19 protein-coding genes and 1 pseudogene are annotated in these 21,497 nt (G+C 42.9%); 16 read left to right on the top strand and 4 right to left on the bottom strand.

The window, feature by feature from the left end; all coding sequences use genetic code 11:
• Positions 1 to 122: 122 nt before the first annotated feature.
• The 14 genes from CEF13_RS18450 (at position 123) to CEF13_RS18385 (ending at position 13,661) form a co-directional block, all read left to right on the top strand.
• A complete protein-coding gene (locus CEF13_RS18450; RefSeq protein WP_102712773.1) occupies positions 123 to 1,460 on the top strand; it encodes an ABC transporter substrate-binding protein in 1,338 nt (445 codons plus the stop codon).
• A gap of 145 nt (positions 1,461 to 1,605) precedes the next feature.
• On the top strand, positions 1,606 to 2,490 hold the full coding sequence (locus CEF13_RS18445) for a carbohydrate ABC transporter permease (protein ID WP_102712771.1): 885 nt from the start codon (positions 1,606 to 1,608) through the stop codon (positions 2,488 to 2,490).
• Positions 2,487 to 3,314: a carbohydrate ABC transporter permease gene (locus CEF13_RS18440; RefSeq protein ID WP_102712769.1), complete on the top strand. Its 828-nt coding sequence runs from the start codon at positions 2,487 to 2,489 to the stop codon at positions 3,312 to 3,314. Before CEF13_RS18445 ends, CEF13_RS18440 begins: the two co-directional genes overlap by 4 nt.
• Positions 3,315 to 3,774: 460 nt before the next feature.
• Positions 3,775 to 4,638 carry an MBL fold metallo-hydrolase gene (locus CEF13_RS18435; RefSeq protein WP_102712767.1) on the top strand — a complete coding sequence of 288 codons (864 nt, stop codon included), beginning with the start codon at positions 3,775 to 3,777 and terminating at the stop codon, positions 4,636 to 4,638.
• A 257-nt stretch (positions 4,639 to 4,895) separates the two neighbouring features.
• Entirely contained in the window at positions 4,896 to 5,198 is a 303-nt protein-coding gene (locus CEF13_RS18430) for an ArsR/SmtB family transcription factor (protein WP_091176709.1), read from the top strand.
• A gap of 166 nt (positions 5,199 to 5,364) precedes the next feature.
• A complete protein-coding gene (locus CEF13_RS18425) occupies positions 5,365 to 6,489 on the top strand; it encodes an NADH:flavin oxidoreductase (RefSeq protein ID WP_279588821.1) in 1,125 nt (374 codons plus the stop codon).
• Positions 6,490 to 6,527: 38 nt separating this feature from the next.
• Positions 6,528 to 7,460 carry a TIGR03571 family LLM class oxidoreductase gene (locus CEF13_RS18420; RefSeq protein ID WP_102716439.1) on the top strand — a complete coding sequence of 311 codons (933 nt, stop codon included), beginning with the start codon at positions 6,528 to 6,530 and terminating at the stop codon, positions 7,458 to 7,460.
• Positions 7,461 to 7,496: 36 nt separating this feature from the next.
• Complete coding sequence (locus tag CEF13_RS18415) at positions 7,497 to 8,507, top strand: LLM class flavin-dependent oxidoreductase (protein ID WP_102712765.1); 1,011 nt, start codon at positions 7,497 to 7,499, stop codon at positions 8,505 to 8,507.
• Between the two features lie 24 nt (positions 8,508 to 8,531).
• Positions 8,532 to 9,557, top strand: a complete 1,026-nt coding sequence (locus tag CEF13_RS18410) for an LLM class flavin-dependent oxidoreductase (protein WP_102712764.1) — start codon at positions 8,532 to 8,534, stop codon at positions 9,555 to 9,557.
• A gap of 107 nt (positions 9,558 to 9,664) precedes the next feature.
• Positions 9,665 to 10,786 (top strand): NADH-dependent flavin oxidoreductase, encoded by a 1,122-nt coding sequence (locus tag CEF13_RS18405; RefSeq protein WP_102712762.1) that lies wholly within the window; start codon positions 9,665 to 9,667, stop codon positions 10,784 to 10,786.
• A gap of 151 nt (positions 10,787 to 10,937) precedes the next feature.
• Positions 10,938 to 11,531 carry a YdeI/OmpD-associated family protein gene (locus CEF13_RS18400; RefSeq protein WP_102712760.1) on the top strand — a complete coding sequence of 198 codons (594 nt, stop codon included), beginning with the start codon at positions 10,938 to 10,940 and terminating at the stop codon, positions 11,529 to 11,531.
• 619 nt (positions 11,532 to 12,150) lie between these two features.
• Positions 12,151 to 12,540 carry an iron chaperone gene (locus CEF13_RS18395; RefSeq protein WP_102712758.1) on the top strand — a complete coding sequence of 130 codons (390 nt, stop codon included), beginning with the start codon at positions 12,151 to 12,153 and terminating at the stop codon, positions 12,538 to 12,540.
• A 30-nt stretch (positions 12,541 to 12,570) separates the two neighbouring features.
• Positions 12,571 to 12,945, top strand: coding sequence for a VOC family protein (locus CEF13_RS18390; RefSeq protein ID WP_102712756.1), 375 nt, complete (start codon positions 12,571 to 12,573; stop codon positions 12,943 to 12,945).
• An 89-nt stretch (positions 12,946 to 13,034) separates the two neighbouring features.
• On the top strand, positions 13,035 to 13,661 hold the full coding sequence (locus CEF13_RS18385) for a HEAT repeat domain-containing protein (RefSeq protein WP_102712754.1): 627 nt from the start codon (positions 13,035 to 13,037) through the stop codon (positions 13,659 to 13,661).
• An 82-nt stretch (positions 13,662 to 13,743) separates the two neighbouring features.
• On the opposite strand, the gene CEF13_RS18380 is transcribed toward CEF13_RS18385, so the two are convergent.
• Positions 13,744 to 14,214, bottom strand: a complete 471-nt coding sequence (locus CEF13_RS18380) for a heme-degrading domain-containing protein (protein WP_102712752.1) — start codon at positions 14,212 to 14,214, stop codon at positions 13,744 to 13,746.
• Positions 14,215 to 14,228: 14 nt separating this feature from the next.
• Positions 14,229 to 15,068, bottom strand: coding sequence for a sugar phosphate isomerase/epimerase family protein (locus CEF13_RS18375; RefSeq protein WP_243864298.1), 840 nt, complete (start codon positions 15,066 to 15,068; stop codon positions 14,229 to 14,231).
• A 272-nt stretch (positions 15,069 to 15,340) separates the two neighbouring features.
• On the opposite strand from CEF13_RS18375, the pseudogene CEF13_RS18370 reads away from it, so the two are divergent.
• Both CEF13_RS18370 and CEF13_RS18365 read left to right on the top strand, forming a co-directional pair.
• Positions 15,341 to 17,029: pseudogene (locus CEF13_RS18370) on the top strand (alpha-keto acid decarboxylase family protein).
• Positions 17,030 to 17,525: 496 nt separating this feature from the next.
• The gene (locus CEF13_RS18365) at positions 17,526 to 18,152 is read left to right on the top strand and encodes a hypothetical protein (RefSeq protein WP_146022734.1); all 627 of its coding nucleotides are present in this window, start codon (positions 17,526 to 17,528) and stop codon (positions 18,150 to 18,152) included.
• A gap of 259 nt (positions 18,153 to 18,411) precedes the next feature.
• On the opposite strand, the gene CEF13_RS18355 is transcribed toward CEF13_RS18365, so the two are convergent.
• The gene (locus tag CEF13_RS18355) at positions 18,412 to 19,332 is read right to left on the bottom strand and encodes an aminoglycoside phosphotransferase family protein (RefSeq protein ID WP_102712746.1); all 921 of its coding nucleotides are present in this window, start codon (positions 19,330 to 19,332) and stop codon (positions 18,412 to 18,414) included.
• A gap of 187 nt (positions 19,333 to 19,519) precedes the next feature.
• On the bottom strand, positions 19,520 to 21,445 hold the full coding sequence (locus tag CEF13_RS18350) for a glutaminase domain-containing protein (RefSeq protein ID WP_166742700.1): 1,926 nt from the start codon (positions 21,443 to 21,445) through the stop codon (positions 19,520 to 19,522).
• Positions 21,446 to 21,497 lie beyond the last annotated feature (52 nt).

The raw sequence follows: 21,497 nt of genomic DNA, 5'->3' as shown, positions 1-21,497 counted from the left end.
TTTGACAACAAATGATGCAACATTATGAATTCAGATTCAAGCGAGTCCATATTATACTCTACATGTAAGTGCTTACAACTAGTACTTATTACAAAAAAAGATTACATGGGGGTTAGTCAAACATGAAGAAAACGTCTCTGCTGTTATTAATCACTATCCTTTGTTTGTCAGTCGTGCTCGCTGCATGCGGCAAAAACAGCAATACGGGAAATACAGGCAATACCGGCAATACCGGCAATACCGGCAATACCGGTAATGAAGGTACGACCAACAATGCTACAAAGGGTAAAAATACACCTAAACCAGTCAAGCTAAGCATTCTTGCATGGAACAATGAAAAAGAGATGAAACCTGTTATTGACGGCTTCAAAGAAAAATATCCGCATATTTCATTCGATTTTCAATTTGCTCCACCTGTAAAAGATTACATTGCTAAACTTCAGACGATGCTGTTGTCTAATACGGCACCTGATATTTTCATCATCGCCGCAGAAAACCGTAATGAGATTATCGATGGCGGTTACGCACTCGATTTGACTGACGAACCATTCATGTCCGTTATGTTGGACAGTAACAAACCGATGCTTAGTAAAGCTGGAAGAACGTATGCCTTCACGCAAAGCGGATGGGCAGGCGGCTTGTTTTATAACAAACAATTGTTTCAAAAAGCTGGCATCACTCAATTGCCAGAAACATGGGATGAGTTCATTCAGGACTGCTTGAAGCTTAAAGAAGTGGGCATCATTCCACTCTATGACAGAATGCATGATATTACGATTATTCATTCCGCCATGTTCGGCAGCAATGTACTTTCTAAAGACCCAACGTTCGACGAGAAGCTGTTTAAGGGCGAGGCAACATTTGCTGAAGGATGGACTGAAGTGTTAACGATGTGGAAGGAAGGACTTATCGATAATAAAATTTTGACGCCAGACATGATTGGACTGACAGGTGACCAAGTGATGAACGAGTTCTCCCTTGGCAACGTGGCAATGTTCCCTGGCGGCCCTTGGAACATCGCTACAATTGAGAAAACGAATCCCGACATTGAGTTCGAAATTATGGCGATTCCAGGAAAAGAACCAGGCAACAAATATTATAACGGTGCTCCTGGTGTAGGTTTCGCTGTCAACAGTAAAACGAAAAACAAGGAAGAAGCTTTGCTGTTCCTCGAGTATATGACAACGCAAGAAGGGTTGAAGCAATTCGAGGAAGGCACAGGCGGCATCATTACAGCTCACGGCTATGAAAGCAAAGTACACCCAGCGTATGCACCAGCATATAACGACGGGCTGATGGCAGGAAAGATTTACTTGCCAATGGTATCGTGGGACAGGCATCAAGAAGCGCTGCGCAATCAATTCCTTGTATCGATCCAAGATATAGCAGTAAACAAAATAACACCGGAGCAAGCAACGGCTTCACTAGATAAGAAACTGAAAGAAATGGAAAATAAATAATCGGAATTAGGTTAAGCAGAGGGATAGTGAAACCTACTACCCTCTCTTCAACTCTTTACGCCTTGATCCTCTATTAATTGTATGCTTCCGATGCAGTTTTATCGACTGCCGACATAATCTATCAAAGTCTCAAAGGAGGCAAATTATGGTCAAATTTGTTCGTCAACTACAGTTTCAATTGTTTTTGCTTCCGATTCTAGCTATATACTCATTGTTTACGATCTATCCGCTGATCAAATCGTTTTTCTTGAGTTTTACTAATTTTGACGGATATACGGAGGCATATGATTTTATTGGCTTGAAAAACTATGTGCGGATATTTAGTGATGATGCGATTACATCCGCCATTTCCTATACGTTATTTTTTACTTTTGGCAAGGCTTTACTTGTTACGTTGTTAGCTATCCCGCTCGCTATGATATTGGATCAAAAGTTTTTAACAAGAAACATTCATCGCGCCATCTTTTTCTTCCCGTCAATCCCAAGCGGTTTGCTGCTTGCCTATATTTGGGGATTTATTCTTGCACCGATTGGGTCGGGCGTACTGAACACTGTCCTTAGAGAGTTGTTTAATATCGGTCCGCAGCCATGGCTGTCCGCTCCGTTACTGGCGAAACTGTCAACGATCGTCGTGGCAACATGGGCGATAACAGGGTGGCACGCAGTGTTGTATTTGGCATTTCTGCAATCCATTCCGAAAGATTATTATGAAGCTGCCTCAATAGATGGGGCGAACCGTTTACAGCAAATTCGGTTTATAACTTTTCCGCTTCTCGCACCTGCGATGACGGTCAGCGTCATGCTGCTGCTTACCGGCGGGCTCAAAGTATTCGAGATTCCATTCGCACTGACGAAGGGCGGGCCTGGATATGAAACTTACTCGATAACCCAGGTAATCGTATTAAGGGGAATATCTGAAACACAGTACGGCCTAGCATCGGCAATGTCGATCGTCTTTTTCCTAATCGTGTTAGCGATTGCTATCTTCCAAGTTACAGTAATGCAACGAAGGGAGCAGGGCATACAATGACGAAGACCTTTAAAAAACGGTTATGGATTCTAGACATACTCATGCTCCCTGCCGGATTGATTGCGTTCTTCCCGTTTTATTTGATCATTGTCAACACGTTCAAAACGATGCAAGATGCCGCAAGGAGCCCGATGGCTCTCCCTTCGAAATGGATCTTTAAAAACTATGTCCAGGTTTTCGAGGAAACATCGATCTTGCGCAGCTTTTTGAACAGTTTGACAATCACCGCCTGTTCTGTCGTATTGATTGTTTTAATTGGTGCGATGGCGGCATACCCGGTTGTGTTCAATGCGAATCGATTAACACGGTTTGCTATGCTCTATTTACTTGCCGGATTTATGATTCCTTTCCAAGCGACTCTCATTCCCTTATTCCAACTGATGAGTGATTTGCACCTGATCGACAAAATATACGGTTTGATCATTCTGTATATGAGCGGCTCTGTTTTCGTCTTCTTCCTAATGACGGGCTATATGAAGTCGATACCGCGGGAGCTGCCCGAAGCGGCCGTCATCGATGGCTGTAGTGTAGGGGGCATCTTCTGGCGAATCATCTTTCCGCTGCTTAAGCCCATTACGATAACGAGTATCATCTTTCAGACGATGTGGATATGGAACGACTTTTTGGCACCTATGCTGTTTTTGAACTCATCCTCCAAATCGACACTCGTTCTGCAAATCTATAAAGCCAAAGGCGAATTTACCGTTGATTGGCCGATGTTCATGACACTTACGGTCATCACCTTGGTGCCGATATTCATCTTCTTTATTATTATGCAAAAGCATATCGTCAAGGGTATCGCCGCCGGCGCTGTCAAAGGCTGATATGTTGCCGAAATCAATAGATTAGTTTGGAACGCCTGATTCTATTATCGGGCGTTTTTTTTACGTGCCTTACATTCGCACAATCTAAGGGGTTCAAAGCCACTCGCTAACTTTACCCTTTAAAGTGCCGTAGTCGAAGAAGTTGTCCTAGCTTTATAAGGAAGAAGGACGCAGGATGGAGAAGAACATGCAGATAACTGAGGGAAGTCTAGTAGTTTCCTTAGTGCAAACGCAGACAAGGTAGGGGGAGGTATAACCTTAAGGGAAAGCCAAATCGATGGGCTGCGAAATGGTAGATCGCTCCGTAGTAGTGAGTAAGTCCGAACGAATGAAAGCTGCTCTTTCGTGCTACAACAAATTGCCATTGGATTTAAATATACTTCGAACAAGAGGATATAATATAATAAGGTCTGGTTGTAACAAGCTGCTTTTTAAAATAACAAAAGAGAAGGTAAAGTAAATGCTAAAAAAACTTTCAAATAGAGTACACTATATGCCCCATTATTCGGAGACTGATCGTCCAACACTCGGTTTAATTTGTGGAGACGAGTTTAGCGTGATCGTTGATTCAGGCAATTCACCTGCTCATGCAAGGGACTTCCTCAATTTCGTTGGACAAATGGATATTGCACCGGTGAAGTTTGTTGTTCTTACACACTGGCATTGGGATCATATTTTCGGTATGAACACGATGAAGTTATTGTCAATTAGCCATGACCTAACGAAAGAAAAGATACAATATTTGAAAACTCTAGCATGGGATGACGCTTCATTAAATGCCCGGGTAGAGACCGGCGAAGAAATTGAGTTTTGTAGAGATATGATCAAACGTGAAATGCCGACAAGGGATCATTTGGAGTTGAAGGCACCTGATATTTCTTTTAATAGCAAAATAGAGATGGATTTGGGTGGGGTGTCCTGTATCGTTGAGCATGTTGGAGGAGTTCACGCACAGGATTCGTCCATTGTATATATTCCTGATGAAAAGGTAATTTTTCTAGGCGATTGTATTTATCAGGACTTTTATAGCGGGGAATGGAGTTATGACCTAAACGTACTCACCATCTTATTAGATAAAATAAAAAAGTACGATGTGGATTACTATGTGACAGGGCATCAGGATCCAAAAACGCATGCAGAAATGTGGAGCTTTTTGGATGAACTAACTCATATCGGGGAAATCGTGGATAAAGAAGCTGACCTGAATAAAGCTGTTTCCAAATTTAATGAGGTAAAGAAGACAATGCCTAATGAAGAGCAATTGGAGTATATCCAAAACTTTGTAGCTGGAAATCAGAAGCGATTGTTACGGAATGAAGCTTAGGGAGTTAAAGAAAGATAGGCTTGTCATATGGCCATTCGAACAGCACATACGTCAACCTCGAATCTAGTTAATCGAACTTCGAGGGTTGCATTGGGCTTGTGTAATTCGAAAAGCCGTGAGTGATCAACACAGGCAGTCTAGCATTAGTTGGTAAAACAATGGACTATGCTATTGCTGCATAATTTAATCCAACAGTATTTTCAACTATGGCATCATTATGCATTGACATATCTAGATTTAACGATATAATAATTGTCATGAACCCAATACTCATCTTTAAGGCGCTGGCGAATGAAACACGCTTGAATATTCTCGATTGGTTAAAGGAACCTGAGAAACACTTTCCCACGCAAGAAGGCGGTGAAAGTAAAAAAATCGGGGTTTGTGTCAGCCACATTCAGGAAAAGGCAGGTTTATCTCAATCGACCGTTTCTCAGTATCTTTTACTGCTTCAGAGGGCCGGTTTGTTACAAGCGAACCGCTATGGTCAATGGACGTATTACAAAAGAAACGAAGAGGCTATTCAAGAATTGGCTGTTTATATGAAAAATGGTTTATAGGACCGGATACAGGCATACATGGCTGATACCCTGCATTGGATATCTTCCATGTATCTAATTCCCTAATATATCGAGAAAAATAGATATATAGATATACAAATGAGTTATCCGAATATGGGGCATAATTTGTAAAACAACACCAACCAAATTTAAAGGAGAAATCAACTTGACAACAGCTGCTCACCTAAATAAATTTCCCCGTCTTTTGTCTGATATACAGATTGGTAAACTGAAACTAAAGAATCGTATTGGTGTAGCGCCAATGACCAGAATTAGCGCATCTGAAGACGGCCAAGCAACCAAAATCATGATGAATTATTATGAAAGCTTTGTACAGGGCGGTTTTGGATTCTTGATCACGGAAGGCGCCTATCCCGATGAAATGTATAGCCAAGGGTATCTGAACCAATCAGGAATTGCAAATGAGAAGCATATCGATGCATGGAGAAAAGTAACCGGGGCGGTTCATCAAGCCGGATCAAAGATCATTGTCCAATTGATGCATGCAGGTGCGCAGTCACAAGGAAATCGTTATAAGAGCGAGATCATCGCGCCCTCTGACATACCAGCAAAAGGTGAACAGCTTCCGTTCTATGTCGGGGAGGGCCCTTACAAGAAACCAAAACAAATGACAAAAGAAGACATTCAAGAGGTTGTTCATGGTTTTGCGGAAGCGGCCAAGAGGGCAAAAGAAGCAGGGTTCGATGGCGTGGAAATCCATGGTGCCAACGGCTATTTACTTGATGAGTTTCTGACGGATTATATGAATGAAAGAACAGATGAATATGGAGGTTCAACAGAGAACCGGATTCGTATTCTGATTGAGGTCGCTAACGCAGTGCGTGAAGCGGTTGGGGCTGATTTTGTCGTAGGAATCCGTATCTCCCAAGGGAAAGTCAGTGACTACCATCATAAATGGGCTGGGGCTGAAAAGGATGCCGAAATCATTTTTTCAAGTTTCAGCAGGGCGGGCCTGGATTATATCCATGTAACCGAATATGATGCGACTCGGGCGGCATTTGAAGGAACTGAACTTACGCTTGCCGCATTGGCTAAGAAATTCGGTACTGTACCAGTGATGGCGAATGGCAATCTCGAAGATCCTGATAAAGCGGAACAGTTATTGATGCGTGGTGATGCTGATCTTATTACCTTGGGTAAAGGAGCGCTTGCCAACCATGACTGGCCTCAGCGCATCCTGACAGAGCAGCCTCTGCGGGAGTTTAATCCAGAAATTTTAGGACCAAAAGCCAATATAAAAGAACAGGAATTGATAATTACAAATGATTAAGGTGGGGTAAGCAGTTGGAGCATGACGGATACCGAAAAATGTATCAGAAAAATAAGTTGACGCTTGGGTTTGTGTTACCAACCGAAAAGATGACAAAGACGCCGCACATGGAAAATCAGCTGCATCTGGCTCGCAAAATCGAAGATTACGGATTTGCTGCACTTTGGCTGCGGGATGTAACCATGCAGAATCTTCACATAGACGATAATGGCCAAATGTATGATTTATGGATTTATTTAACTTATCTCGCCGCGCATACAAAAGAAATCATGTTAGGGACTGCGGGTGTCGTCCTTCCGTTGCGTCACCCAGTCCGAGTAGCAAAGGAAGCCGCATCCATACACCGCTTGTTTCCGAACCGATTAATTATGGGTGTAGCTTCGGGGGATCGCGAAATGGATTTTACGGCTTTGGGAGTCCAAAAAGAGGAAAGAGGTGAGCTCTTCCGGGAGAGCTATGAATTTATTGACGGGCTACTGCGGAATGAGAATGCATCGATTGAATCGAACCTAGGCGTTTTTGACGGCAGTGAAATGCAGTTGATTCCCCGTCCCGTAACAGCAATTCCGACGATGGTGACGGGATTCAGCCAACAAACCATGAATTGGATTGCTGAACATGGCGATGGTTGGATACAGTACCCCAGAAATGTTGATAAACAGGAAATGCTTATCCGGGATTATCGCACATTGATGGAGATGAAAGCGCCCGGCGTGTTTAAACCATTCTCTCAAACTTTATTTATTGATTTATCGGAAAATCCTGATGATTCACCGGAGGAAATTCCATTAGGCTATCGTCTCGGACGCCATCATTTGGTGGAGTTGCTTCATAGATTTCAGCGAATAGGCGTCAACCATCTCGCTTTTGTCCTGTATTTTTCCTGGCGTCCTCCGGAGGAGGTCATCCAGGAGTTGGGTGAAGAGGTATTGCCTTATTTCCCTACCCATCAGATGACCATTACAACATGAATATCACACAATAATGAATAAAGGAAGTATGCCATCATGTCAGACATTGCGAATACGCCATTATCCGTGCTCGATCCCTCACCTATCATTGAAGGTGGTTCGGCTGAACAGTCACTTGCCAATACCCTTGTTTTGGCAAAGAAAGCCGAACAATGGGGCTACAAACGTTTTTGGCTTGCGGAGCATCACAATTGGATCGGAATGGCCAGTTCCGCATCCCCGATCGTGATTGGCAGGGTGGCCTCCGTGACACAGAACCTCCGCATCGGTTCAGGGGCCATGCTGCTTTCCCATTACTCACCGTTCACGGTGGCGGAGCAATTTGGCACTTTGGAGGCTTTCTTTCCGGGGCGGATTGATCTTGGGTTGGGACGGGCGCCTGGCACAGATCGGTACACAGCAAATCTAATCCGTCAACGGACTGCCGGAGAACCTGAATTTGATGAGCGGCTGCAGGAACTGATAGCTTATCTGCATGGTTCCGGAACGGCAACCGGGAATGGTGCCCATCGCTTCCGCGCCATTCCCGGTGAACAATCGAAGGTACCGATATGGCTGTTAGGCTCGGCCTTGTACAGCGCCGAATTGGCCGGAAAGCTGGGCTTGCCCTATTCGTTTGCAGGCCACTTCGCTCCAGGCAATATGATGGATGCGTTGGCCGTTTACAGGGAGAACTTCCTACCGTCCCCGATGCTGGATAAACCCTATGTGCTTTTATCCGTACAAGCTGTTGCCGCCGATTCTGATAAAGAAGCACAAAGACTTGCCACTTCTATGTACCAAAAGTTTTTGCTGCTAACACGCGGACAAACCGCTCTGCTTCAGCCTCCGGTTGACGACATGGATTCCGTCTGGAGCAACGAGGAACGAAAAGCGGTTGAAGAACAACTGTTTACTTCCCTCATTGGTGATCCATCCGCTATTAAACAGCAATTGCGTGAGTTGATTGAAAGGACCGGGGCGGATGAAATCATGGCGCACACCGAAATATTCGATCATGAGGCCCGTTTGCGTTCTTATGAAATTTTGGCGAATGCGGCAAAATAACAAAAATGAAATGAGGAAGACGATATGTCTGCAAATAAAACAAACAAACGACTGAGCGATATACCATTCTCCGTGCTAGATCTATCTCCTATCGTCGACGGCGGCAGTCCTGCCGAGTCGTTTCGCAACACACTGGTCCTTGCCCAGCATGCAGAGAAGTGGGGTTATAACCGGTACTGGCTCGCGGAACACCATAATATGCCTTTTATCGCCAGCTCCGCCACTTCCGTTGTGATCTCCCATGTCGCGGCTGGCACATCCACAATCCGGGTGGGCTCAGGTGGTATCATGCTTCCCAATCATTCGCCGCTAGTGATCGCGGAGCAGTTCGGGACGCTTGAATCCCTGTTCCCGGGACGCATCGATCTCGGTCTTGGACGGGCACCCGGCACAGATCAGCGTACCGCTCGCGCGCTGCGTCGCGACGGCAGGAATGACGGCCAGGATTTCGCTGAGCAATTGGACGAGCTGCGGGCCTATTTCGATCCCTCGTTAGCATCAGGCACTATGCATGTCAAGGCGATCCCCGGGGAGGGACTAACTATTCCCATCTGGCTGCTCGGCTCCAGCGGGTACAGCGCACAGCTGGCCGGGCAGCTCGGTCTGCCGTTTGCTTACGCTAGTCACTTCTCGCCCGGCAACACCGTGCCGGCGTTGGAATTATATCGGCGTTCTTTCAAGCCTTCGAAAGTACTGGAGAAGCCATACGCTATGGTCGGTGTCAACGTTATTGCCGCCGATACAGATGAGGAAGCGAACCGCCTGGGAACAACGCTGCAGCAGCAATTCCTAAACCTGATCCGGGGCAAGGAAGTGCAGCTGCAACCGCCTGTGGACAGCATGGACAGCTTATGGAGTGAGTACGAGAAACAAGCGTTGGAGCAGCAGCTTGGCTCGTCCATCTTCGGTAGTCCTGGAACGGTGAAAGAAAAGCTGCAATCTTTCTTGAACGATACCCAAGCTGACGAAATAATGGTCATCGCCCAGGTGTTTGACCACGAGGCACGCCTGCGTTCCTATGAAATCGTCGCAGATATCATCAAACCGTAACCCACTAGTAAGCATTATACCTGAACCATGCTTGTCGGTAGCATAAAAAATGAAAATATTTAGGCAGCGTTAACCTACCTGAATAACACAAAAGGAGAAATACAAACATGAATTCTAAATCTAAAGTTGCTTTTAAACCATTTACTTTCCGTTCTGGCATCGAAATAAAGAACCGAATTGTGATGGCACCCATGACCAATACTGCTTCCCATGATAATGGTGAGGTTTCAGATGAAGAAGTTGCCTATTATCATAAGCGTGCCGGTGGTGTGGGCATGGTGATTACCGCATGCACTTACGTAACCAGAAACGGAAAAGGGTTCCCTGGCGAATTTGGAGCAGATTCTGATTTTTTAATTCCTAGTCTAAAACGGGTAGCAACAACTATCCAAGAAAAAGGATCCAAGGCCATCTTGCAAATTTTTCATGGCGGTAGAATGTGTCCGCCGGAGCTATTGCCCGATCTTCAGCCCATTGCCCCAAGTGCTGTAGCAGCGGAACGCGAGGATGCTATAAAACCGCGTGAAATGACGGCTGAAGAGATAACTGATATGGTTAAGGCCTTTGGAGAAGCAACTCGAAGAGCCATCGAAGCAGGATACGATGGAGTGGAAATTCATGGTGCTAATACGTATTTAATTCAGCAATTCTTTTCTCCGCACTCAAATCGAAGAACGGATCAATGGGGAGGTACGCTCGAAAAGCGTATGGCTTTCCCGCTAGCTGTTGTAGAAGCAGTTAAGAAAGCTGTTAAGGAACATGCAAAAAAACCTTTCATCATCGGCTATCGTCTATCTCCAGAAGAAAGGGAGAATCCGGGTATCACCATGGATGATACGTTGCATTTAGTGGACAGATTGGCTGATCAGCAATTGGATTACCTCCACATTTCGGTGGGAGCATTTTGGAACGGCTCGATCCGTGATGCAAATGATCAAACATCGCGTGGTGTAATGATTCATGATCGAGTTGGTGATCGAATTCCAGTAATGGGTGTTGGGATGCTGCGCACACCCGATGAAGTGATGAAAGCATTGGAAACAGGGATACCTTTAATCGCTTTAGGGCGGGAATTGATTATGGAACCTCATTGGGTACAGAAGGTAGAAGCTGGTGAAGAAGAAAAAATTCGTACCACTTTATCAAAAGAAGATCAAAAAGAGCTGGTGATTTCAGATCAGATGTGGGAGTACTATACAAGCATACCAGGTTGGTTCCCCATCGTTTAAGCAGAGTTAGAGCAATAAGTTAAAAAAATAAAAGGCAGTTCAGCAAGTTACTAACTTGGTTGAATTGCCTTTTAAATAAGTCCAAATATGCATCATAACGCAAGCATGTAAGATGCTGAGATATGATTATGATGAAGAGGAGTATTGCTTGATGACAAAGAGTAGAATGAATCCTAAGGTTGATGGATTTTTAAGCAAGGCTAAAAAGTGGAAGGACGAATATGAGAAGTTGAGAAATATCGTTCTTGACTGTGAGCTAACCGAAGAATATAAGTGGATGCATCCTTGTTACACGTTTCAGAATAAAAACATAGTTTTAATACATGGATTTAAAGAATACTGTGCGCTTCTGTTTCACAAAGGTGCCTTGTTAAAAGATGCTAATGGTATCCTAATCCAACAAACGGAGAATGTGCAGGCGGCGCGCCAGATTCGGTTCACCAATGTTCAAGAAATAGTTGAAATGGAAACCATATTGAAAGCCTATATTTATGAAGCCATTGAAGTTGAAAAAGCCGGTTTGGAAGTGAATTTTAAGAAAAACTCAGAATACATAATTCCTGAAGAATTACAGAATAAATTCGATGAAATCCATGCCTTGAAAACTGCTTTTGAAGCACTGACGCCCGGACGGCAAAGAGCATACATTTACTATTTTTCTGAACCCAAACAATCCAAAACGAGAGAATCAAGGATTGAAAAATATATGCAGCATATTCTGAGTGGGAAGGGATTAAATGATTAAGCCGAGGATATTTCGCTCGGTCTTTTTTATACGTCAGACGTTAGGAATAGGCTGATATAGCGATTTTGGTATTTTCCCTTCAGGTCGTTTCAACATATGTGGAGGAACAGGGATACATCACTCGCCATTAAACTAAGAGGCAAATTAAGAGTGAAGTTACTTACACTATTAGTGAAGGCAGCTTCTCTAGCAAACGTTTGAACTGGGCATAATTAGACGATAGTGAAGAAATGTTCACTAATGGTGAACCTAAGTTCAGCAAAAGTGAGGTTAGCTTCACACATTAGCCAAACGTACTAATGATGAGGAAAATTAGTGAGGTTTGCTTCACTCATAGTGAAGTTCAATTCGCTAATCCAGTACGGCCACTACCTTCCAGCACGAAATCAACAGTACACCGCTTAAACATAAGTTTGATCGAGTACAAGAGGAGGTGAAGTGGAGGATTCGCCTCGCTTAATTAGTCCTTTACATACAGTTATTTGGAAAATATTATTAAATGGAGAGACATATAAGGATTAATATTGAAATGATTGGCAGATACAGTATAGAGAAGCGTCGAAATCGTATTCTGTAAGTAAGTAATACGACAAACTAAGGTCTATGAAAGGATGAAAACATGGAAGGAAACAAAACCACTTTTGAATCCATTGATGACTATATTTCAAATTTTCCACAAGAGGTGCAGGAAATACTTGAATCGCTAAGAAAGGTTATCAAGGAGTCTGCACCAGCTGCAAAGGAAAAAATAAGCTATCAAATGCCTGCTTTTGATCTGCATGGAAATTTGGTGTATTTCGCTGCTTATAAAAAACACATCGGATTCTATCCGACTGCAAGTGGAATACGTGCGTTTAAGCATGAATTGTCACAATATAAAGGGGCAAAAGGGTCAGTCCAATTTCCTATAGAAAAGCCAATGCCTTATGAATTAATAAGCAAGATTGTTAAATTTAGAATGGCTGAAAATATAGAAAAAGCAGGAAACAAAATGAAAAAGAAGAATTAAATAGTAGTTAAATGAAATGGAGGTAATCAGATGGGGAATGTAAAGTTAACAGGTCCAACCATGGTATTACTGGTCAGTCATTTAGAGGCATCCGTCGAGTTTTATAAAAAGCTTGGATTTGAGTATGAACTTATTGGAGGACCGGATGTACAGCATGTTCATATGACTAGAGATTCTGTTACGTTTATTTTGCATCAAGCAAAGCATTCAGCGGACGTTAGGCCATTCTCCTCTGTGGAGGGCGGATTATACTTTGACGCCTTTTGTTATACGGATGTAAGAGAATTACTTGAAGAGATTACAGCCATTGGGGTAGAGATTGTAAATGGTCCTCATTTGAATGATTTTTTTAGTGAATTTACAATTCAAGATGTAGACGGATACCGCATTGCATTTGGTGGATAAAGTCTATTTACTTGAAAATATGATAAAGTGGATGTTTCTTAGACTTTGAAATGAAACGTATCCAACGGACCAAAGAGGAGATATTACAGATGGCAATCATCGACCAATTAGCTACATCACTTAACCGCAAAGACGAGGCTCCCAATCAGGAGCTAGCCAAAAATATTGCTGACCAAGCCGATAAAAACGCAGTGAAAGAGCTTGTTGACCTCTTAAACCACAAGGACAAAAATATTCAAAGCGATGGCATTAAGGTTCTCTATGAAATCGGGGAGCTCGAACCGTCTTTAATTGCGGATTACAGCAAAGAATTGATAGCTCTTCTAGACAGCAAAAACAATCGTCTAGTGTGGGGAGCTATGACGGCGCTGGACACAATAACACTTATAACTCCGAGCGCCATTTATTCGGAAATTGCAAAAATTATCGATATAGCCAACATGGGCTCTGTTATTACGAGAGATCATGGAGTAGGTATACTGATTAAACTTGCTTCTACCGAGCAATATGCTGAACATGCATTTTCCTTGCTTGTTGAGCAGCTTAAGAACTGCCCGACAAACCAGCTTCCGATGTATGCAGAGAATGCGGTTCCTATTATTAATGATAAGAATAAAACGATGTTCATAGACGTACTTGCATCACGACTTAGCGAAATTGAAAAAGACTCGAAACGCAAGAGAGTGGAGAAAGTTATGAAGAAGCTTAATGCTTGAAGGGGATCGGAGATGGATTGAAAGAGGGGACGAGCCCCTCTTTTTTATTTTGCCCGTGCAGCAGTTAGATTCCTGCAAGAAGTTAATTTCCTGTAATTATTTTTCGGAGGACTGATGTAATCAGCTTATGATCTTGATCGCCGGGCAGTCCGGATACAGCGATTGTTCCAATTACGCCGAAACCGCGGGCATATATGGGGAAAGCACCGTTATAGGGAGCATAGAGCGATGGTAATAATGAATAACGCTCGGCTAGCGTTGTGTTCGCAGCTCGTAATTCCACTTCCATACGATAGGAGCTGATTCCGAATCGATTAACAACGCGAGCTTTCCGCATGACCCAGTCATCATTGTCCGCCGAAGTACCCGGGCACGCATAATGAAATAGCTGTTGTTCTCCACGTCTAATATCGATAGTAACGGATTTGCCTTCTAATTTAGCTTGATCAATTAATCCAAGTCCAACCTGCAGTGCTGTTTCGTTCGTAAACGAATCGAATTGAAGCTCCACTTCCTCTCCAGCTAATTCAGCAAGGAGTTGTTCGTGATCCATGATTTCGTGCTCCTTTATAAGGATATATTTAGCTCTGAAGCGGTCTTGCGTATGTAATCACTAGCTTGCTTATACTGATCATTAGTCGATAGATGCTCGATAATTAACGTAGTATCAGGATGCAGCTTGTTCAGTTCGGTAAGGAATATACGGTAATCGAGATTGCCTTGACCGGGGATAACCTCATCCAAATGAACTGTTAATTTGCCTCCTAACAAAATATCCTTGGCGTGACAATTCCGAATATTAGGCCCAAGCTTGGCGAAAAAGTCCTTGATTATCTCACCATTTCGGTAATACGCACGTGGACTGCTTATAATGTTCACGGGATCGAAATGAACACCAAAGCCTTTTCGGTCTATAGCTTTAATCAATGAAAGATAGGTGTCGGCTGAATCTGGGAATACCCACGGCATCATCTCCAATGCGAATACGGTGCGTTCTGGTTTAACGGCATCAATAATTTCACGCGTCGTCTCCACGATTAGCTCGAAAGTCTCATCGCTGAAATTGTCTGGATCGGGACCGTCCCATTGTTCGCCACGAGAACCGGCTATATTCACACAGCATTGCGCAGCCATTCTTTCCGCCAGTTCCAGACGTTTAATGCAATATGCAATGGCATCGCGCCTTGATTCCTCGTTTCGGCTGATGGGGTTGCTCCATGCACCGACTTCAGAAATGAGAATATCGTTCTGTGCTGCTGCGAGTAGATAATCGTCGAGCTCGCCAATATCATCATCTCCGTTTATCGGGCATGTCATTGCGCGAAAGCCTGCTTGCTTAAGTGCATGTGACCAGCTTTCCGGATTTTTGTTTTCAAGAAAAACTTGCCCTCCAAGTCTCATCTTCATCCCGTCCTTTGTCCCCATAATCTAGCACTAGAATAAATAGTATTGATGAGCAAAGTATACCATAAACACGCGTTTATACAAGAGCTATGATTGTGGTTTTTCTTTGTTGCATACGACGATAACCGTTGAAAAATCAGGAATGATTAGGGGACAAATGGGGCATTTTAGAACGGATATCTGAAAATTTATACATGCTTTTGAAACCAGCTATCCTGCGAAAAACTGTAAGGAGGAATATAACATTGACTTTGCTTACAAATAAAAAGGATAAGATGCAGCCGCCCATGCCAGCAGCACTTTCGCCCACACTCGGGCAGTATTTATTCGATTGTCTGAAAGCGGAGGGCATTACAGAAATTTTCGGCGTACCCGGCGATTACAATTTCAGCCTTCTGGATACGTTGGAGCAATATGAAGGAATCCGTTTCATCAATGGACGCAACGAGCTGGGAGCGGGGTATGCTTCAGACGGCTATGGACGGCTACGAGGCTTGTCGGCGCTTATTACAACCTTTGGCGTTGGAGAGATGAGTGCCTGCAATACTATAGCGGGAGCGAACAGCGAATATGTGCCGCTTGTGCATATCGTAGGAGCTCCGAAATCGATGGATCAGCAGGAGCATAAGCTGATGCATCATACGCTGCTGAACGGAGATTTCGACATATTCCGGCAAGTGTACACACACCTGTGCGCCTATACGGCGATTTTGACACCGGAGAACGCAGAACAGGAAATCCCGTTAGCAATAAGCATAGCCAAGTGATCGCGCAAGCCAGTCTATATGATGGTAGCGATTGATCTGGTCACAAAGCCCATCATTCAGCGAGTTGTCCCGGAAGAGAAGCAGAGCACGACAAGCAAGCCTGCCCTTGAGGCAGCCATTAAGCATATTCACGGACTGATGAACGGAACAAACAATGTGGTGCTTCTTTCGGACATGCTGACGCTTCGCTATGGGTTAAAAGATGCTGTTCAACAGTTGGCGCTGCGCTTAAACCTACCATCCGTTTCGCTCCTGCTTGGCAAGAGCAGCTTTGACGAACGGCATCCGAATTATATTGGCGTATACGGCGGAGCTTTCGGCAGCGATCAGGTAAGGAATATGGTTGAAAGCGCAGACTGTGTGATTGCGGTCGGAATGATCTGGACCGACATCAATTCAGCGAATAATACAGCGAGGCTTGACCGTCTTCGCCTGATCGACATCCAGCCAGAGTTTGTACGTGTAGGAGAATCTATGTACGAACAGGTAATGGCGGTGGATCTCATCGCAGCCTTGAACGCGAGCGGTTGGACTCGAAGCGGGGCTTTACCTCAGATTTCCTTCCCTTATGATGAAATATCCGGTGAGCCGGATCAGGCGATTCGAGCGGCATCCTATTATCCGCGCTTACAACGTATGATGAAGGACAAGGATATTGTTGTGGTTGAGACTGGAACCTTTGCGTACGGCATGTCACAGGTGCGGCTTCCAGCGGGTGCCGATTATATTTGTCAGCAGGGTTGGCAGAGCATTGGCTATGCAACGCCCGCTGCGTTAGGGGCATGTATCGCAGCACCAAACAGGCGTGTTCTGCTATTTACGGGAGACGGTTCCCTGCAGCTAACGGTTCAAGAAATCAGCACGATGCTGAACAACGGCTGCCGGCCGATTCTGTTTATCCTAAACAACGGCGGCTACACGATCGAAAAATATTTGAACGTCAAGACGTCCAATCAGCGGTACAATCAGATTCCCGAATGGCATTATACGAAGCTAGCCGAAGCTTTTGGCGGAAAGGCGTTCACGGCTCAGGTGCGCACCAATCGGGAACTGGATGAGGCGATTGCTGCAGCAGAACAAGCGCAAATGAGCCAACTGTGCATCATTGAGTTGATCGTCACCGACCCGCTGGATGCACCGGACTATTTGATCCGGCTCCGCAATCATTTGGAGGAGCAGGAACGACTGAAAAAGTAGCTTTTAGAGTTACGTTGAACTAAAGGGAAGTTAAAAATAAAGGGATTCACATATTAGTCATGCATAATATGTGGATCCCTTTATTTTCTTTGAACAGCCTTATTCTGGTGTGATGATTTTTTAGGAATGGAGTTGATCATTTTTTATTTCCGTGAAGGTATTTGTCATTATTTAGAGAAGTTTAGTGTTGGATACCAGATTTGTGCTGTAACGGTCCGGATGCTTACGAATTCATAAAAAAATTAAAAAATGGGGCTTTCGTCCTCATGAAGGGGCAGCAAGCATGTCTTATGAATGGTCAAAAACAAAAGTGATGTTAATCGGATTTTCTTGCCTAGTGACATGTCTGCTATTCACTTCATGCTCAGCACAAAATAATAATATGGCTTTAGCGTGGATTAATCAGCAGGGATCAACCATCGATGAGTCAATTGCTCCTGTCGCTGAAACTTCTCAATCGACATTACTATCAGAATTACCTGATAGAGGAATATACTTGCATAGTAGAGAACCTGACGGGGTGGTCTTGTTAATCGGTGAATGTGAGTATAAGTATGACTGGATCTACATGACACCGAGAGGCATTCCTCCTCAAATGACAGTAAGCGATTTTAATACTGATGGTAAAGAAGAGCTTGCTATTATATTAAATACGGGTTCAGGAACCGGTATTTCCATATCGGAATTGCATATTATTGAAATACCCGAGGAGCAGAAGCTTCCTGTACAGTCGTCGGATGCTCCTAATCCAGATAAATTAGAAGACCATCTATTTAGTTCAATCAGTTATATTGCTCAGCTGCAAAAGGCAGTCGGATTCAAAACGATGAATCATACAGGTGAGCTGAGAGGCGAGCTTACCGTTGGCAGCGAGGTGTACCAGGTAAATCTAAAAGATCTCCAATCAGAGGATTATGGGAAAATCAACGATGAACTCGTTTGGGGGAATATAGTTGATTTTAGCTCGAATCAAAACCAATTGACGGTGGAATTTAAGGTGGGAATTACTTGTGAAAACTTTATTTCCCCCATTTATATTGGAGCAATGCATGCAGATGTGAATTACGCTCAGGGTGAATTTATATTGAATAACTTCCGCTTTGAGGAGTACGAGGAGAAATAGCAACCCCATATAAGCTTAGAATATATTCAAAAAGTAGAAGTCCATTTTCTAGGAGGTATATGATGAACGAATGTCCAAAATGTCACGGCAGTGATTTTTCAAAAGGAGTCCAAAATGGATATGCCAGTATAAGACCAGAGAAAACAGGTTTGTTTAACAGTGGTTCTGAATTGGTACATGTATTTTGTTCGGACTGTGGCTTTATTATTGAAAGTTATGTGAGAAGGCCAGAGAAATTTAAGCCTAAAAAATGAAAACATCATTTATTAAGCTTCTCTATTGTTTCATTGAAGTATGTCAATGTATTTGCACATTGTGGGGTATTGGCATAGTAATTTAAATGATCAAGACCGATCCATATATGAAATGTGTTTTCAAAAGTGTGGAATTCACTTTTATTAAGCTCGGTTGAATAATGCTCCATAAATGTATTTCTGTACATTTCATATTCATAAGCATTGTAGTGAAATTTCATCCAGTAGGTCATTCTTGCTACATCTGCTATCCAACTATAGGACATGGCGTCATCCCAATCTATTAATGTAAGATCCCCATGTTCATCTATAATTACATTTTTTGTTGATAAATCACCATGACACAACACAGAGGGAAGGCTTTCGCAAAGACGAAGTTTCTCGATAACCGTTTTTTTTATTTCCAGTAAGCTTTGCTCATCAAATAACTTCTTGTTTATCAAGTTATTCGCTCTATCGTCATATTCATCATTCACAAAATCGATAAAAGATTTGTACCCCGCTATACCAGTGCCAATATAGCCGTAGTTTTCGATACGTATTCGGTGTATTTTGGAAATCAACTGAGCGAACTTTTTGTAAAATGCCTTCCCTGATTTCGGATTAAAAACAATATGATCCGCGTTTTCTCCCAGCAAGTATTCCTCAATCAGAAACCCGGTTTGGAGATTGGAATCGTTTCTGTCGAATGCAATCATTTTGGCACAGCCAATATTATTTTCAATTAATGTATGATTAACAAATAGGAGCTTCCCATCTTCGGGCCAATCTCTCTGTTTATATATTTTAAAAATATAGAGTTTATTTGTTACTAAAACTTTATAGACTGAATTATTAGGGACGTTTTCAATTTTTTGAATATAATCAACTTTCTCATGTAATAATTCCTCAACCTTTTTTCTTATGTGAATGAGTAATTGTTCCATATTCAACACCTATATATTATATTTAGTGAACACCCACTATTTTACTATTATTACCACTTAAATTATCGCAACGCTTTGCTTGTGTCAATATACATTACTATTATAAGTATTCTCTACCGTCTACCTGGGATAGCTGCAACGAAAAAGGCGACCCGTTAAGGATCGCCCGAATATTTCCTGCCCATTATTATTTAATTTTACAAATCTCTTTATCCAACAGCATTTTAATAAATAAACCGCCTTGCACCGTTCTGTTTTGGAAGCCAATCATTTTCGCATTGCTTGTCGTATACCAGTCGGTCATCGGAACACGGCTCTCTGATTTATCATACGCATGCCACAGGCGATCAACAATGGACGTGAAATCTTCTTTGCTGTCGCAAAGAGTGGCGCTCCATACCAGCCAGTCGGATTTCGTGTAGGTGTCGCGGTTATCCAGCATAAGACCAAACTCGCCCGAATGCTTTTCGATATATGCTTTCGTTTCCGCTTTAAATGTATTTTCCGGGAACAATTGAAGACCGAATATTTGATCCCAGACAGCATTGTATTTCATACTGAAGGAATCAGGGCGATCAAATGCTAATCGATAGGTTCCGTCTTCATTTGCCGCCATAATCAGCCACTTTTCAATCATGGAATGTGCGATATTCATTAATTCCTCTGCCTTTTTCTCTTCCCCTGCCATACGGTTTAGAACGGCAAAGCTTGCGATACCCATAATTGCCTTGATGGATAAGTTGCAGTTGTGAGCAAGGTGTCCCGCAAAATCATCCGTACATAGCTGGTTATCAGGATCAACGCCATTTTTAATTAAATAATTGCACCATTTCTCAAGATGGGACCAATTTTCTTTAGCGAACGATACATCGTTTTCTGCAACCGCAACTGCCGCCGTACAGACAAGCATATTTCCACATTCCTCAACCGGCATTTGCCAAGTAGGGCATGTTCCGTGACTATAAACTTGACCATTTACGAGAGGATACGTACCAGCATCGTGAGGTGCAAAGTCGTAATACCAAATGTCTGTTGAAGCGTATTTAAAAATAGGTCTGAGCATTCCTTTAACCAGCTCAGGGTTATAGATCAAAAATTGAGGTATGGATGGATAGGTAACGTCTACAGTAGCTGCACAGCCGTTACTGAAATTTTCTTTGGAAATAAATAGTACGTCTCCGTTCGTATCCGCACAAACTTTATGGCCTGCTATTGCCTGCCTATAGGCGAGAGATACCAGTTCTGCGTATTTTTCATTGCCGGATTCCGCAGCTTCTGCAAATAATTTGGATGAAAATTGTTCGCACTTTTCAAATAGGCTGTTATATTCTGATAAAGCTTGCTTAATGGCATCTTCAATTATTTCACCGTCTTTTTTCCAATAGGCATCAAGCGGAACATTGAAATATTCGATCGCTTTTATATCATCATAAGCAACAGTGAATAGAGCACTTGTATTATTGTCTGTATTTATAGGTACGGACAGCTCAATATTGTGGCTTACTGTACCGTAGTCATGCGTATTTGTCTTATTTGTGACGGTTGAATTGCTGTTATTAGATGCCAGGTACAGGTAACCCCAGTTAATTCTAAGGTCATCCCCGGATTTATTTAATATATTTTGAAATTCGCTACCAATCTTGCCACAGGTAAAACCCGGTTCGCTAATATCTGTATATTGGATTGGAAATTCGTATTTAAAATTTTGGCATAATTCATCATCTACATTTATTTTGATTGCAACATCGTGTTTTTGGCCATTGTTAGAGGAGGCTTCTACTTGGATATAAGACACCGGTCTAGACAACAGCTTTAAATCATCCATTAGAAGAGGAGTGGTGAACGTAACATCCAAATTGATTTCTTCACATGTAAAATGATACTTGGTTGAAAGTGCATTAATATCTACACGTGTTTGTTCCATTTTTAAGCTGTTATCTTTAACGCCCATGAAACAATATTGCTTCCCGTCAACATCAGCAGTACCAATCATTCGATGAGGATGACCTGTCCAATGCTTAGTATCTGATTCGTTAAGCTTATTCCCCATAGACCAGACAGAAAAATAGGGGTCAACCGTTATTAGAGGGACTGCTGGAGCACGCATAATCATCATAATTCCTCCTAGGTATATTGAATATTGTGGAAACCATTTGTATGTTGTA

It is taken from the genome of Paenibacillus castaneae (assembly GCF_002884445.1).
Taxonomy (GTDB): Bacteria; Bacillota; Bacilli; order Paenibacillales; family Paenibacillaceae; genus Pristimantibacillus; species Pristimantibacillus castaneae.
Note: the sequence above shows the minus strand (reverse complement) of the source record. Positions and strands in the feature narration are given on the sequence as shown.